General features: G+C 45.2%; 11 protein-coding genes, 1 tRNA gene and 1 other RNA gene. 7 read left to right on the plus strand and 6 right to left on the minus strand.

Going from position 1 to position 15,406, the window contains the following annotated elements; genetic code table 11:
- Positions 1-331: 331 nt before the first annotated feature.
- On the minus strand, positions 332-2,608 hold the full coding sequence (locus tag F4V61_RS22185) for an NEL-type E3 ubiquitin ligase domain-containing protein (RefSeq protein WP_232081966.1): 2,277 nt from the start codon (positions 2,606-2,608) through the stop codon (positions 332-334).
- 693 nt (positions 2,609-3,301) lie between these two features.
- On the opposite strand from F4V61_RS22185, the gene phoH reads away from it, so the two are divergent.
- Positions 3,302-4,090 (plus strand): phosphate starvation-inducible protein PhoH, encoded by a 789-nt coding sequence (gene phoH / locus F4V61_RS00015; protein WP_000533520.1) that lies wholly within the window; start codon positions 3,302-3,304, stop codon positions 4,088-4,090.
- 105 nt (positions 4,091-4,195) lie between these two features.
- On the opposite strand, the gene F4V61_RS00020 is transcribed toward phoH, so the two are convergent.
- The 3 genes from F4V61_RS00020 to F4V61_RS00030 all read right to left on the minus strand — a co-directional run bounded on the left by F4V61_RS00020 (position 4,196) and on the right by F4V61_RS00030 (position 7,878).
- Positions 4,196-5,077, minus strand: a complete 882-nt coding sequence (locus F4V61_RS00020) for a MurR/RpiR family transcriptional regulator (RefSeq protein ID WP_038396207.1) — start codon at positions 5,075-5,077, stop codon at positions 4,196-4,198.
- A 287-nt stretch (positions 5,078-5,364) separates the two neighbouring features.
- Positions 5,365-6,861, minus strand: coding sequence for a sodium:solute symporter (locus F4V61_RS00025; protein ID WP_038396206.1), 1,497 nt, complete (start codon positions 6,859-6,861; stop codon positions 5,365-5,367).
- 336 nt (positions 6,862-7,197) lie between these two features.
- Positions 7,198-7,878, minus strand: coding sequence for an N-acetylmannosamine-6-phosphate 2-epimerase (locus F4V61_RS00030; RefSeq protein ID WP_000054245.1), 681 nt, complete (start codon positions 7,876-7,878; stop codon positions 7,198-7,200).
- Positions 7,879-8,384: 506 nt separating this feature from the next.
- On the opposite strand from F4V61_RS00030, the gene F4V61_RS00035 reads away from it, so the two are divergent.
- The 4 genes from F4V61_RS00035 to F4V61_RS00050 all read left to right on the plus strand — a co-directional run bounded on the left by F4V61_RS00035 (position 8,385) and on the right by F4V61_RS00050 (position 12,963).
- Positions 8,385-9,545: an N-acetylneuraminate epimerase gene (locus tag F4V61_RS00035; RefSeq protein ID WP_058345492.1), complete on the plus strand. Its 1,161-nt coding sequence runs from the start codon at positions 8,385-8,387 to the stop codon at positions 9,543-9,545.
- Positions 9,546-9,590: 45 nt separating this feature from the next.
- Positions 9,591-10,283: an oligogalacturonate-specific porin KdgM family protein gene (locus F4V61_RS00040; protein ID WP_080161328.1), complete on the plus strand. Its 693-nt coding sequence runs from the start codon at positions 9,591-9,593 to the stop codon at positions 10,281-10,283.
- 282 nt (positions 10,284-10,565) lie between these two features.
- Entirely contained in the window at positions 10,566-11,846 is a 1,281-nt protein-coding gene (locus F4V61_RS00045) for an MFS transporter (RefSeq protein WP_038396204.1), read from the plus strand.
- A gap of 10 nt (positions 11,847-11,856) precedes the next feature.
- On the plus strand, positions 11,857-12,963 hold the full coding sequence (locus tag F4V61_RS00050; protein ID WP_012210277.1) for a Gfo/Idh/MocA family protein: 1,107 nt from the start codon (positions 11,857-11,859) through the stop codon (positions 12,961-12,963).
- A 164-nt stretch (positions 12,964-13,127) separates the two neighbouring features.
- On the opposite strand, the gene F4V61_RS00055 is transcribed toward F4V61_RS00050, so the two are convergent.
- A non-coding RNA gene (locus F4V61_RS00055) (RtT sRNA) lies at positions 13,128-13,261 on the minus strand.
- Positions 13,262-13,309: 48 nt separating this feature from the next.
- A tRNA-Ser gene (locus F4V61_RS00060) sits at positions 13,310-13,397 on the minus strand.
- Between the two features lie 235 nt (positions 13,398-13,632).
- Here F4V61_RS00060 and ghrA point away from each other — a divergent pair.
- Positions 13,633-14,571 carry a glyoxylate/hydroxypyruvate reductase GhrA gene (gene ghrA / locus F4V61_RS00070; RefSeq protein ID WP_038396203.1) on the plus strand — a complete coding sequence of 313 codons (939 nt, stop codon included), beginning with the start codon at positions 13,633-13,635 and terminating at the stop codon, positions 14,569-14,571.
- An 84-nt stretch (positions 14,572-14,655) separates the two neighbouring features.
- Positions 14,656-15,393: a phosphatase gene (locus tag F4V61_RS00075; RefSeq protein WP_058819388.1), complete on the plus strand. Its 738-nt coding sequence runs from the start codon at positions 14,656-14,658 to the stop codon at positions 15,391-15,393.
- Positions 15,394-15,406 lie beyond the last annotated feature (13 nt).

A 15,406-nucleotide genomic window follows, 5' to 3' on the forward strand; every position in this document is an offset into this window, starting at 1 on the left:
GCAGGGAATACAATCATGAGAGAACGCATTCATCATTAAATGACATGACTCCGGCTGAATTTATCCGAAGTCTCCGGAAAGACGAAGATCTCTGATTTAGCACTGTACTGAATTTGGGCCAGGGTCAATAGCAGGATAGTCTTTACCTGTAGCCGGCAGTATTTCTGGTGTCACTATCGGAATACGCCCGGAATTATTCATTGGCAGCATAATAACTCTCCTGCTAATGGCATCAATATCGTTGATATATCGATGCCAGTGACATCTTATAGGGACTGTATTAGATTAGCTAACTATCTGCTTTTTCTTGCTGAGGTATTGGAGTATCTTTTTATTCGGTCCATGTTGGTTCCAACAATGATGATTGCTCCTTCGCTTCCAAAATTTTACGTGTCTGATTTGCAAAAATTTCTTGTGTCTTTTCTGCGATAACGATCTTCCCTAAAATATGGCTGGTATCATCACGGATCTCAGGAGGAACCTGATGTAACTGGAATTTTTCGTCCAGTCGGTTTTGGAAATCCGGGCCATTAACAAAAGCGTATTTTTCATCCATAGCCTTTTCATACCACAGTGGATCGATACGTTTTAGCAACATTTGCCACGGTTCCCAATTGTTGAGCCATGATTCAAACTGCCTGTTTTCCGCTATTCGCACCTGACGCTCTGCGGTTTTTACATCTATTTCAGTAAGTTGAGAAAAACGGAAGAAATACATGTCTGGGGCGACATGCGTTAAGCAAAGCGTGTCGCGCAGTTGGGTTTGTAGGCCTAACATTACCTCTAAATCTTCATCGAATGTATTGTGTACTCTCTGGAGCTGCTGGATTTTTCTAGTGGCAATATCCGTCAACATCTCTATTCGAAATACTTGACGAGCTATATCGACCATTTCCGGGAGATTGCCCTCATGACCCTCTTGTTCTACGGTAAAAACCATTTCAGCGACCCGCATCATATTCCATGTGAGAGAAATGCGATCGTCACAGGTTTGGGTTGATTCATAGGCACACATAAATAATCTTTCTCTCAATTCAGGATTGTCAACCAGTCGGATAAGGCACTCCTTAACCTGGGATCTGAAACCTTCATACTGTGGTTCTCTGTAACGATGTCGAAGCCTGTTAAGAAAACCGCTGAATATGTCGGCATTCTCTTCGCTGGCTATACTCTCAAAACGAGTGAGCATTTCAGCGCGCTGCGATAACGGAAACCAATATTCAATACTTTGAATGAGCTGAAGAGGCGCAGTAGCGCCTCCGGCAAATGGATCGTTATTCAGGTTTATGAGTGAGGCTGGCAATACGGGTAACGTTGCCAGAGGATTACCATTGTAGCCAAGCTCTTGCAGGCCGTTTGGCAAAGTAGGAAGTATTTCCAGTTCGTTGGTGTGGCAATAAAGACTATCTAACGCATCAGGCAAAGCTGGGAGTGCGGTAAGCCTATTGCTCGAACAGTTGAGAAATCTCAGCGATTCAGGTAATTGAGGAAGAACTATTAATCGATTGTGAATGACAATCATCAATTGAAGTGAATGGGGTAAGACAGCAAGCGTTTCTAAACGATTGTATGAGCAATCAAGAGAAATGAGCGAGTCAGGTAGCGCAGGCATTCTCACCACATAATTATTTGAGCAATTCAAATCGGTTAATGAAGCAGGCAACTCAGGCAGTAAGATAATATCATTATTCTGGCAATAAAGTTCTTGCAGTGTAGATGGCAGCGGCGGGAGTGCTGTTAGTGACGTGCTGGCGCAGGTAAGTATTTGCAATGAAGAAGGTAATGCCGGAAGTTCATAAAGTGGATTGCCTGTACATATAAATGTAGCCAATGAAGGAGGGAGTTGTGGTAGAGACTTAAATTCATTATAGGAGATATCGAGATTTATGAGTGAATCAGGAAATGGGGGGAGACCGGTTAATTCATTGTATGAGCAATTGAGTGTTCTCAGTGAAAAAGGCATAAATGGAAAGCCTATTAATTTATTTACAGAACAATTAAGTGATTGTAATGAAGTGGGAAGATCTGGTAGGATTTCGAGTAAGTTTCCTGAACAATCGAGCATTTCTAAACTGTCTGGTAATTCTGGAAGTGCAATAATAGCATTACCAGAACAATCTAATGATTTAAGCGTATAAGGTAAATAAGGAAGATCCTTCAATTTATTTATTGAACAATTAAGCGCCGTTAGTGAAGGAGGTAAGTTTTGTAGTTCGGGTAAACTGTTTTGTGAACAATCAAGTAGTTGCAACGACGGGGGGAGCGCGGAAAGTGAAGTCAATGTATTGCCAGCGCAATTAAGATCTGTTAATCCTTCGGGGAGATTTGGCAAGGCAGATAAATGATTATTGCTGACATTCAGCGTTGAAACACACTCAGGCAATACAGGTAAGGTACGCAAGTTAAGTCCCGCTAAATCAAGCATACTCTCCTTATTGCAAAGGCAGGCACATAATCTTTCAACCGCTATATCTCGTTGTTCCCCAGCTCCAACAACTGCTTCACTAGCCCAAATTTGCCATAAGGTATAATAGCTTGTATTTGCTGCGGGGAATGCTTCTGATGCTGTGGGGACAATACGCCCCGAGTAATCACCAACTGGCCACATATGAAATCTCCTGTTAACGGTACTAACAGCCTTAACGCTATATCATAATGACAAAAATTAAAACGATTCAGCGCCCCTAGCGTAAATGTGCCTGCACAAAGCTTTGCTCAATAAATGCAATTTTAGTGACAATATAGCAGGGCACGTTAATTATTCCATTTGAACCTTAGGCATATAGCATATTCAATATGTTGTGGGTATTTTCGGAATTAATACCAAGAGTCTGATTATTATATTTTTTAGTGTTCTGCCTATGAAATGGTCGTGTAATCTTTCTGTAAGAGGCTGGCGGTGACGCAATGAAATTTTTGTTTGTTTTTGGTAATGATGTTGTTGCAATTTTGATGATTTGTGTTGTACTTAGTAGTAACAGCGGTAGTTCCCCGGCAGTGATGGCAACTCACTATGGAGATCGCGAATGGTAATGTCTGCAACTGGACACATTGTTTGCAGTAGTTACAACACTCTATACGGACGTTCTCTCTCCGGCGATCATCTTGCCATCGTAAAATCTCTCATCTTTTCCGTTACTCCCCGTATCCATGACGTCATGTTTGGTGCGCGTAGCCGTGCGTGGCGTCGTTTCAAAAAGCAAGCTAAGGCTTACAAGGAAGCCAACCCTCAGATGTGTGTGCGCATAATCGCGTTCAACAGAACGCGGGTGATGTATACCTACAACTCAAGGTGCCATCCATGGGAAGACAAAAAGCAGTGATAAAAGCACGTCGTGAAGCAAAGCGTGTATTGAGACGAGATTCGCGTAGTCACAAGCAACGTGAAGAAGAATCAGTCACGTCACTGGTACAGATGGGCGGAGTAGAAGCTATTGGCATGGCGCGCGATAGTCGCGATACCTCGCCGATTAAGGCGCGAAATGAGGCCCAGGCGCATTATCTGAATGCTATCGACAGTAAACAGCTTATTTTTGCGACCGGCGAAGCCGGATGCGGAAAAACATGGATTAGTGCGGCAAAGGCGGCGGAAGCATTGATTCATAAGGATGTTGAGAGGATCATTGTGACGCGTCCGGTATTACAGGCTGATGAAGATCTCGGTTTTTTGCCCGGTGATATTGCTGAAAAATTCGCGCCTTATTTTCGTCCTGTCTATGACGTACTGCTTAAACGGCTGGGCGCTTCCTTTATGCAATATTGCTTGCGTCCGGAGATCGGTAAGGTAGAAATTGCGCCGTTCGCCTATATGCGAGGGCGTACTTTTGAAAATGCGGTCGTGATCCTCGACGAGGCGCAAAATGTGACTGCGGCGCAAATGAAAATGTTTTTGACGCGATTGGGAGAAAACGTAACGGTTATTGTAAATGGTGATATCACCCAGTGCGATTTGCCGGCACATGTTCAGTCAGGTTTAAGCGATGCCTTAGCTCGCTTTAACGAAGATGAGATGGTAGGGATAGTGCGATTCAACAAAGACGACTGTGTGCGCTCGGCGCTTTGTCAGCGAACGCTTCACGCATACAGCTAATATAACGTTGACTTTCAGAGCCTGGGAGACCGGGCTTTGTTGTCTATAGAATGTCCTGCCAGGTCTGGGGACAAAAAGCGTAATGACGCCGGTACGAGAATGGAATTATTTTGTCATATCCAGAGCATTCATTGTCCGTAATTTACTCTCTCGCGCCTGTTCTGGCGAGGACTGTACAAGAAGGGTATAGAGCAGATCAAAGACGAAAAGCTGTGCGGCTTTCGTACCGATCGAGTCACCCTGTAACATTCCTTGCCGATTACCATTGATCAGGCAAAAATCAGCCTCTTCACATAATGGAGAACCCAGATTATGGGTAATGGCGACTGTGGTGGCGCCAGCCAGCCTGGCCAACCTGAGTGAATGCACCGTTTCTGGCGAAGTACCTGAGTGACTGACGCCGATCGCGACATCTCCTGCTTTTAATAGCGTAGCCTGCATATACATAAAATGGTTATTGCTTACCGCATCGCCCCGCAAACCAATACGCATCAGCTTGTGTTTCATATCCAGCGCTGTGATCCCCGATGAGCCCACACCAAATATATAAACCGAGTGACAGTGACGTAGGGCGTCCACGACACCAAGAACCTGTTGCATGTCAAGCAGATTTAGTGTTTCAGATAATACATTACTAATAGTGTTCTGCAGTTTTAAACCAATGGCGTGGGCATCATCGGATTCACTGACTGCGGCATCCAGCAGGGGACTACTGTCATCAAACTCGGTGGTGGCAAGTTCAATGGCCAGGTCCATTTTAAAGTCCTGAAAGCCTTTATAACCCAGGGTGCGACAAAAGCGAATAACAGTGGCTTCTCCGGCCTGTGTTTCGCGCGACAAATCTGCAATAGATAACTGGGTCACCTGCCTGGGAAAGGCTAAGATAAAATGCGCAATCCGCTGGGAGGCGCGTGTCAGGCTTTTTTGCATGGCGCCCAGAGTGTCAAGAATTTTTCCGGGTTTAAGACGTGGGGGTTGAGACTCCATATAGTTCCTGCTCTTGAGGGCTGATTACGGCAAAAAGCCTGCAATATCGAACAGTGCAGAGCCTATCAAGTCTGCGGCATGAAAAAAAGCGCGATGTAAGTAAAGGAGGGGGAATATTTACATCGCGTTGCCAACTGATGACAGAACATCACTGGAGAGTAATTTATTTGCGCTTACGGTGTTTATAGAGCGTCATCTGACTGATAGCTTATACTTGGCCCGGTATTGCCGCCCCGGGCGTCGTCGTCACCGTGTGCTGTGTCGGTGTAGCGTGGTATCATCTGAACTCATAATGTCACCTTTGGTGAAGGTTTTTCATCCAGAACCAATGGCGGGGCTGAGGCAAATAACGGGGCGAAGATAACGCCGCTGATCACCACACTTAGCGAGCCAATCACCCCATAAAAGAAGAAGTTAAGATCTGTGGCATAACGTGCGCCCAGCACGGTAATGACGCTAATAATAATTCCCAAAACCGCGCTCCCGGCATTTGCTCGCTTAAAGAAAATACCCAGCATGAACAGACCAGTCATTGGCCCTCCCATCAGGCCTATCAAACTATTAAATGCATCCCAGATTTCTGACTCATCAGCCATGACCAGCCATACCGAGGCCGCGCTACTTATCAGGCCCGCGACCAGAATAACTAATTTAGCTATTTTCATACGGTTTTCTGGCGTTCTTTTTTTATGACTCAGGCGCTGATAGATATCGGAATTAAAACAACTGGAAATGCTGTTTAAGCTGCTGGAGATACTGGATTGCGCAGCAGCGAAAATAGCGGCGATTATCAACCCTGCAATGCCGACTGGCATTTCAGTGACGACGAATAAGGGTAAAATGCCGCCAGTGTTGAATCCCGCCGGTAATAACTGTGGATGTTGCTGATAGTAGACAAATAGCGCCGAGCCGATAGCAAAAAAGAAAACAGGGATCACGGCAACCAGTTTGGCATTTGTAAGTAATGTTTTCTTTGTTTCTTCTATGGAGTCAGTCACGATATAGCGCTGAACCACATCCTGACTGGCAGTAAATTGCTGGATATTGGCGAACAGAAAACCTATCATTAATACTGGTACTGTGCTTTCCGTCCAGCTCCAGTGGAACTGTGTAGCCGGAAAGAATTTATCTGCCTGTTGCGCCACCGTAAAAATTTCACCAATGCCGCCCTGTACTTTGAGACAAATCACAATAAAAATCAGTATTGCGCTGCCAGAAAGTAAGAGACCTTGAATGACATCAGTCCATATTACCCCTTCAATTCCGCCCATCCAGGTATAAATGATACACATCACGCTAATCAACAGTACCAGAATCACCGGGTCTATAGCGATGAACGGGCGCAATGCTAAAACGGTCAGGAAAGTGATAATGGCGATACGTCCAATATGAAACAACATAAATGACATGCTGGCGAACAGACGGCAACGCACATCAAACCGTGCTTCAAGATATTCATAGGCTGATGTGACTTTCAATTTCCGAAAAAATGGAATATAGAAATAAAATACCAGCGGTAAAATGGCGATAGCCAGATACTGACCGATGATAAACGTCCAGTCGGAAGTAAACGCTTTGGCAGGTATCGACATAAATGTAATTGAGCTTAACGTAGTGGCAAATACACTGACTCCAGCCGCCCAGCCAGGAACCCGGCCACCACCGCGAAAATAATCGTCTGCTGTTTTTTGCCGTCTGGAAAAATAGACACCGACTAACATCATGGCCAGGAGATAGCCAAATAATACAAGATAGTTAACGATGCCGAAAGAATGCGTGATCATAGTTCTTTCCTGCTTATAGTTTTGAGTAGAGTTGTGGTCATCGTCTGTGTATTTTTGTCTTTCCATCATTCAGACGACACGATATTCAGATCAAGTAATAGTTTCTGTTAAACCCAATGACGCTCATCATGGGATGTAAAAGGCGCAGTACTGTTTTTTCGCCAACGGTGATGCCCGGACGCTCGTTCTGCCGGATACCAGAAATAACGGATATGCGATATTGTTTTCAAGTAGGCTTCACACTGAGATAGCGTATTTGCCGAGAGCAGTATTAACGTCGGGTTATTCGTTGAGGCATGAATATCAATAGTAAGCATGTTCATTTATTTTCTCTGATCAGCGTTTTACTGCGTGACTGAACCACTGACAAATATGCTCGATACGGGTAATAGCGGAACCGACGGTAACTGCCCAGGCGCCATGCTTAATAGCATTGGCCGCCAAAGCAGGAGCGTTATAGCGCCCCTCGGCAATAACGCGACAGCCGGCATGGCTCAGTTGTCTCACCATTGCCAAATCAGGCTCAACAGGCGTGGCGGGGCCGGTATAGCCCGACAGCGTTGTACCAATGAATTCGACTCCTTTCTGATGGCAATCTACTCCTTCGCTCACGGTTGAACAGTCTGCCATCGCCAGTAATCCATGCAGGCGAATACGTGACAATAAACTATCAATATCAACCGGGCGAGAACGAAATGAGGCATCAAAAGCAATAATATCGGCGCCTGCCTGCGCAAGAGCGTCAACGTCCTGTAAATATGGAGTGATACGTACTGGCGACTCTGTAAGGTCACGTTTGATTATCCCGATAACAGGAACAAAAAGATGGGGACGAACGGCCTGCAGGTTCTCAATACCTTCAACGCGCACAGCGACAGCGCCCGCCGAAGCCGCAGCCTGTGTCATTGCAGCCACGATTTCAGGTTTATCCATAGGGCTGCCAGGTACCGGTTGGCATGAGACAATCAGCCCACCGTTTTCGCGTACACTTTGTTCCAGCCTGGCTAATAGTGACATTCAGTTCCGCCTTACACTTTATGAAGTTTTGCTCCGTTTTATGTTATGGCGTGGAGTATGGCTGCATCAAGCAAGAAAATAGAAAAATGTGAACACAGTCATAAGGTACGTTTGTCATTTAATCACAGCGCCAGTGGATTTAGGGTTATGGACTGAAGCCCCAGGAACAATACAACTAACCGTGACAGTAGTATGCTGGATTATTTATTAACTGCTTCCTACTAAAGATAAAGTACTCAGAAGGAGCCTATACGTTACGGGATAGCCAGTATGAAATGCATCACATTATTGTTGCGGTATTTATTCAGAAAATCATAGCGAAGGAATTGGTGATGGCTGATCACCCATAATCACTTCTAACGCCGCCAATGTGTGCATTTATCTCGTAGATGATAACCTCATGTAATTATTTTTAGCGCTTGGTCACATTTTGTAATTATCGTTATTGAAATTATGCACCATAAGATCACTAATGATGAAGCTTTACTCCAATAGTATTTCTTCGCATGGGGATGCAGATGAAAAATTCTAAGAAAATGATGACGCTAATGGCGCTATGTTTATCAGTTGCTATCACCACCTCAGGGTATGCAACGACGCTTCCTGATATTCCAGAACCACTGAAAAATGGTACAGGTGCTATTGATAATAATGGCGTGATTTATGTCGGCTTAGGTTCCGCAGGGACATCCTGGTATAAAATTGATCTTAAAAAGCAACATAAAAACTGGGAGCGTATAAAGTCGTTTCCTGGCGGAGCTCGCGAACAATCAGTGTCGGTATTTTTAAATGGTGAGTTATATGTTTTTGGTGGTGTAGGAAAAGAAAGCAATGAAGCACCATTGCAGGTTTATAGCGATGTGTACAAATACACACCAGCAAAAAACACATGGCAGAAAGTTAATACTATATCTCCAGTTGGGTTGACAGGACATACGGGAGTAAAATTAAACGAAACGATGGCGCTCATTACCGGAGGAGTTAATGAGCATATCTTTGATAAGTATTTTATTGATATAGCGGCTGCGGCTGGCGACGATAGTGAAAAAAATAGAGTTATTTATAATTATTTCAATAAACCGTCTAAAGATTATTTTTTTAATAAAATCGTATTCATCTATAACGCTAAAGAAAATACATGGGAAAATGCTGGTGAGCTACCTGGAGCGGGGACGGCGGGATCGTCATCGGCGATGGAAAATAATTCTCTGACGTTGATCAATGGCGAGCTTAAACCAGGTTTACGTACCGATGTAATTTACCGTGCCATTTGGGATAACGATAAACTAACGTGGTTGAAGAACAGTCAGTTACCGCCATCGCCTGGGGAACAACATCAGGAAGGTTTGGCCGGAGCATTTTCTGGATACAGCCAGGGTGTTCTGCTTGTTGGTGGCGGCGCGAATTTTCCGGGAGCAAAACAAAACTATACCGATGGAAAATTTTATGCTCACGAAGGAATAAATAAAAAATGGCGAGATGAAGTCTATGGTTTAATTAATGGCCATTGGCAATATGTGGGTAAAATGAAACAACCTCTCGGCTATGGTGTATCAGTAAGTTATGGTGATGAGATTTTCCTTATAGGTGGTGAAAATGCTAAAGGGAAACCTGTTTCATCTGTAATATCCTTTGCCATGCATGATGGTAAATTATTAATAGAATAATCGTTTAAATACAAAAATAAAGTTAATTGATAATTGGAGTGTTTTATGAAAATCAACAGATATCTTCTGGGTATGGCTTCTTTTATAGCCTTTTCATCATATTTACAGGCGGCAACTCTTGATTACCGACATGAATATGCTGATAGAATAAGAATTAATAAAGACCGTATTGCTATAATTGAAAAGCTTCCTAACGGAATTGGTTTTTATGTTGATGCCAGTGTTAAATCTGGGGGAGTAGACGGTGAGCAGGATAAGCATTTAAGCGATCTCGTTGCAAATGCCATAGAACTGGGCGTAAGTTATAATTATAAAGTTACGGATCATGTTGTTTTGCAACCTGGGTTTATATTTGAAAGTGGTCCGGATACTTCAATTTATAAACCTTATTTAAGAATGCAATATAACTTTGATTCGGGTGTTTATATGGCTGGTCGTTATCGTTATGACTATGCAAGGAAAACAGCTAACTACAATGATGACGAAAAAACGAATAGATTTGATGCTTATATAGGATATGTTTTTGATGAGTTAAAGTTAGAATATGACTTTACCTGGATGGATAGTGATCAAATTAAATTTGATAATAAGAAAACAAACTATGAACATAATGTGGCTCTAGCCTGGAAACTGAATAAGTCGTTTACACCATACGTTGAAGTTGGAAATGTAGCGGTGAGAAATAATAGCGATGAGAGACAAACTCGTTATCGCGTTGGATTACAATACCACTTCTGATGAAGGTTAAATAGTCACTGTGCTAATCTTTGTTTAGTATCAATGACGATAATCCTATAACCCGTGGCTACGTTACAGAACGTTAGACATTGTGTTGAGTATTCCCGTTTTTGACGTAGCTACAAATAAGGATAACAAACAATGAAGATATGCCTTATATAATCACGATATCAGGTGGTCGTCGGAAAGTACCGGTTGATAGCGCCTTATTCAGTAATGACCATGACTTAAAAAGTAATTCCGTAAGCATTTTAAACGGTAACAGCAAATAAGGGTTTTATTGTGATAGCAAAATTCTTCCCGTGGTATAGCGAGATAACACGCCCACAAAAAAATGCTTTATTTTCAGCATGGCTGGGTTACGTTTTTGATGGCTTCGACTTTATGCTGATCTTCTACATTATGTATCTGATCAAGGTTGACTTAGGATTGACAGATATGGAGGGCGCATTTCTTGCCACGGCGGCTTTTATTGGGCGACCATTTGGAGGCGCGTTATTTGGTCTGCTGGCAGATAAATTTGGTCGTAAGCCGTTAATGATGTGGTCGATAGTAGCTTATTCCGTTGGAACAGGGCTAAGTGGCCTGGCTACTGGCGTAATTATGCTGACGCTTAGCCGCTTCATTGTCGGTATGGGGATGGCGGGAGAGTATGCTTGCGCTTCTACATATGCCGTGGAAAGTTGGCCAAAGCATTTAAAATCTAAAGCAAGCGCATTTCTGGTTTCAGGTTTCGGTATTGGTAATATCTTAGCAGCCTACTTTATGCCGTCATTTGCCGAAGCGTATGGTTGGCGTGCTGCTTTTTTTGTCGGTTTACTACCTGTTCTTTTAGTGATTTACATCCGGGCCAGGGCACCTGAATCTAAGGAATGGGAAGAGGCCAAACTCAGTAGCCCCGGAAAGCATTCACAAAGCGCCTGGTTAGTTTTCTCTTGGTCAATGAAAGGGCTCTTTAATCGTGCTCAGTTCCCACTGACACTCTGTGTGTTTATTGTTCTGTTTTCTATTTTTGGTGCAAACTGGCCGATATTTGGTCTGCTGCCTACTTATTTGGCGGGAGAGGGTTTTGATACGGGAGTAGTCTCTAATTTAATGACCGCGGCGGCATTCGGCACTGTACTGGGAAATATCGTTTGGGGATTATGCGCCGATAGAATTGGTTTGAAGAAAACGTTTAGTATTGGCCTTCTGATGTCCTTTTTATTTATTTTCCCGTTATTCAGAATTCCGCAAGATAATTATTTACTGCTGGGAGCATGTTTATTCGGCTTAATGGCGACTAACGTGGGCGTTGGCGGACTGGTTCCTAAATTTCTCTACGATTACTTCCCTCTTGAGGTTCGCGGTCTGGGGACCGGGCTGATTTACAATCTTGCTGCGACATCTGGCACATTCAATTCTATGGCTGCGACCTGGCTTGGAATAACAATGGGGTTGGGGGCTGCGTTAACGTTCATTGTTGCTTTCTGGACCGCAACAATTCTGCTCATTATTGGCTTATCTATTCCGGACAAACTAAAAGCACGTCGTGAAAGATTCCTGTCAACAAAAGAACTTTAATTGAGGATAAATGATGACGAAATACGGTGTTGTAGGTACGGGCTATTTTGGCGCTGAACTGGCGCGATTTATGTCTAAGGTTGAAGGGGCGCAAATCACCGCAATTTATGATCCGGCGAATGCAGCTCCGATAGCGAAAGAGCTTAACTGCGTAGCCACAGTAACGATGGAGGCGCTTTGTACCCATCCTGATGTGGATTGCGTAATCATTGCTTCACCAAATTACTTACATAAAGCGCCGGTCATTGCGGCAGCCAAAGCGGGTAAACACGTGTTTTGTGAAAAACCTATCGCTTTAAATTACCAGGACTGTAAGGAAATGGTTGATACCTGCAAAGAGGCCGGTGTGACTTTTATGGCGGGTCACGTTATGAACTTTTTCAACGGGGTCCGTCACGCTAAAGCGCTCATCAAAGCCGGTGAAATTGGTGAAGTTACACAAGTTCACACTAAACGTAATGGTTTTGAAGATGTGCAGGATGAGATCTCATGGAAGAAGATTCGCGCAAAGTCAGGCGGGCATCTGTACCATCACATTCACGAGCTAGATTGTACTTTGTTCATCATGGATGAGACCCCCTCTCTGGTTTCAATGGCGGCGGGGAACGTTGCGCACAAAGGCGAAAAATTTGGCGATGAAGATGACGTTGTTCTGATCACCCTTGAGTTTGAAAGCGGCCGTTTCGCGACACTTCAGTGGGGATCATCGTTCCACTACCCTGAGCACTATGTGTTAATTGAGGGAACGACAGGCGCGATTCTCATAGATATGCAAAACACGGCTGGTTACCTAATAAAAGCGGGCAAGAAAACACACTTTCTTGTACATGAAAGCCAGGCGGAGGATGATGATCGTCGCAACGGTAACATATCCAGTGAAATGGATGGCGCAATTGCTTATGGAAAACCCGGTAAACGTACTCCGATGTGGCTCTCATCAATTATGAAACTGGAGATGCAGTACTTGCATGATGTGATAAACGGTCTGGAGCCTGGCGAGGAGTTTGCTAAATTGCTAACGGGAGAAGCGGCGACAAATGCTATTGCTACCGCTGATGCTGCGACGCTTTCCTCAAACGAGGGGCGCAAAGTTAAACTCTCTGAAATTCTTGGCTAAAAAATATAAGCCCGGATGGTGGTGTTATTGTTTGATGACGTTGCGCTTATCAGGTCTGGTTGCACGGTAGTGCCGGATGAGGCTCCTGCGGCACCATCCGGCAATAGTCGGTGGCGTAATGCGAAAAAAAAGCCCGTACTTTCATACGAGCTCTTCTTTGAAGATGGCGGTGAGGGGGGATTGACTCGCTGCGCTCGCCCTGCGGGCAGTCTCCTCGCAGGCTCGTCGTCTGTCCAACTGGCTGCGCCAGTTGTCGAACCCCGGTCGGTGGTTCTCATCCCCCCTTGGTTTGGGGGATACATATAAGCAAAAAGCCCGTACTTTCGTACGAGCTCTTTCTTGAATATGGCGGTGAGGGGGGGATTCGAACCCCCGATACGTTGCCGTATACACACTTTCCAGGCGTGCTCCTTCAGCCACTCGGACACCTCACCAAATTGTCGCTCCAGCATTGCTGGAACGGGCGCTAATGTAGGGAAATATCCTTTCTACGTCAATCAACTTTTTTAAAAAAAAGCGCGTTTATACAAACTTCCACCAATCTGTGGCTTTAATAAGCGAAAACTGCTTTTTTTGCCCGCGCCGGGAAATTTGCTATGCTGAACATCCCGTTGAAAACGCTGATAATAGGCGCAATCATATTCTGCACAATATTGCTCAGGAGACAACATGGAGATAATTTTTTATCACCCGACATTTAACGCCGCCTGGTGGGTGAATGCGCTGGAGAAGGCCCTCCCACATGTGCGTGTTCGTGAATGGAAAGCTGGTGATAATAACCCCGCAGACTATGCGCTTGTGTGGCAGCCTCCGGTTGAAATGCTGGCCGGAAGACGGCTAAAAGCTGTTTTTGCACTGGGGGCAGGGGTAGATTCAATTCTGAGTGAACTAAATACGCATCCGGAAATGCTGGACGCCTCCATTCCTCTATTCCGTCTGGAAGATACCGGAATGGGCCTGCAAATGCAGGAATATGCCGTTAGCCAGGTATTACACTGGTTCCGTCGTTTCGATGATTATCAGGCGTTGAAAAATCAGGCGATATGGAAACCGTTACCGGAATATACTCGCGAGGAATTTAGCGTCGGTATTATGGGCGCAGGGATACTGGGCTCAAAAGTGGCAGAAAGTCTACAGGCATGGGGATTTCCGCTACGCTGCTGGAGTCGTAGCCGCAAATCCTGGCCTGGCGTGGAAAGTTATGCGGGGCGTGAAGAACTGGACGCCTTCCTGAACCAGACCCGTGTGCTGATTAATCTGCTGCCGAATACGGCCCAAACGGTGGGAATTATCAATAGAGAATTGCTGAACAAATTGCCGGATGGCGCTTACGTGCTGAATCTTGCGCGCGGCGTTCATGTTAATGAGGCGGATCTGCTTGCCGCGCTTGAGAGCGGCAAGCTAAAAGGCGCGATGTTGGATGTCTTTAGCCAGGAGCCGTTGCCGCAGGAAAGCCCATTATGGCGCCACTCGCGAGTCGCCATGACGCCGCATATTGCGGCAGTAACCCGTCCGGCGGAGGCCATCGAGTATATTTCCCGCACCATTAACCAACTGGAGAGGGGGGAGCCGGTGACAGGGCAAGTAGATCGGGCGAGAGGGTATTGACATCAACCCGGCGCGGGCCGGGTTTCACTAAAAAAGGCTGGCGATACCTGCTATTCTTGTCGGAAATGACTACAGGAGAGAGCAATGTATCCCGTTGACCTGCATATGCATACCGTCGCCAGCACTCATGCCTACAGTACGCTGAGCGATTATATCGCAGAAGCCAAACGCAAAGGCATTAAACTTTTTGCGATTACCGATCATGGTCCGGACATGGAAGATGCGCCGCATCACTGGCATTTTATTAACATGCGTATCTGGCCGCGTTTGGTTGACGGCGTGGGGATATTGCGTGGCATCGAGGCGAATATCAAGAATATTAACGGTGAAATTGATTGTTCCGGAAAGATGTTCGATTCGCTGGATCTGATTATCGCCGGCTTTCATGAGCCCGTTTTTGCGCCGCATGATAAAGAAACCAATACCCAGGCGATGATCGCGACAATCGCCAGCGGCAAGGTGCATATTATTAGCCATCCGGGAAATCCAAAGTATCCCGTGGAGGTTAAGGCCGTTGCGCAGGCAGCGGCGAAGCATCATGTAGCGCTGGAAATCAACAACTCTTCTTTTCTGCACTCGCGTAAAGGAAGCGAGGATAATTGCCGCGCAGTCGCTGCCGCCGTGCGCGATGCGGGAGGTTGGGTCGCGTTAGGATCTGATTCCCATACGGCCTTTACGCTTGGCGATTTTACCGAGTGTCGGAAAATTCTGGATGCGGTGGACTTCCCGGAAGATCGAATCCTGAACGTCTCGCCGCAGCGCTTACTGAGCTTTCTCGAATCGTGCGGTATGGCGCCTGTACCGGAATTTGCCGAACTTTAATCGTTATTTACGG

Source organism: Salmonella enterica subsp. arizonae (assembly GCF_008692845.1).
Taxonomy (GTDB): Bacteria; Pseudomonadota; Gammaproteobacteria; order Enterobacterales; family Enterobacteriaceae; genus Salmonella; species Salmonella arizonae.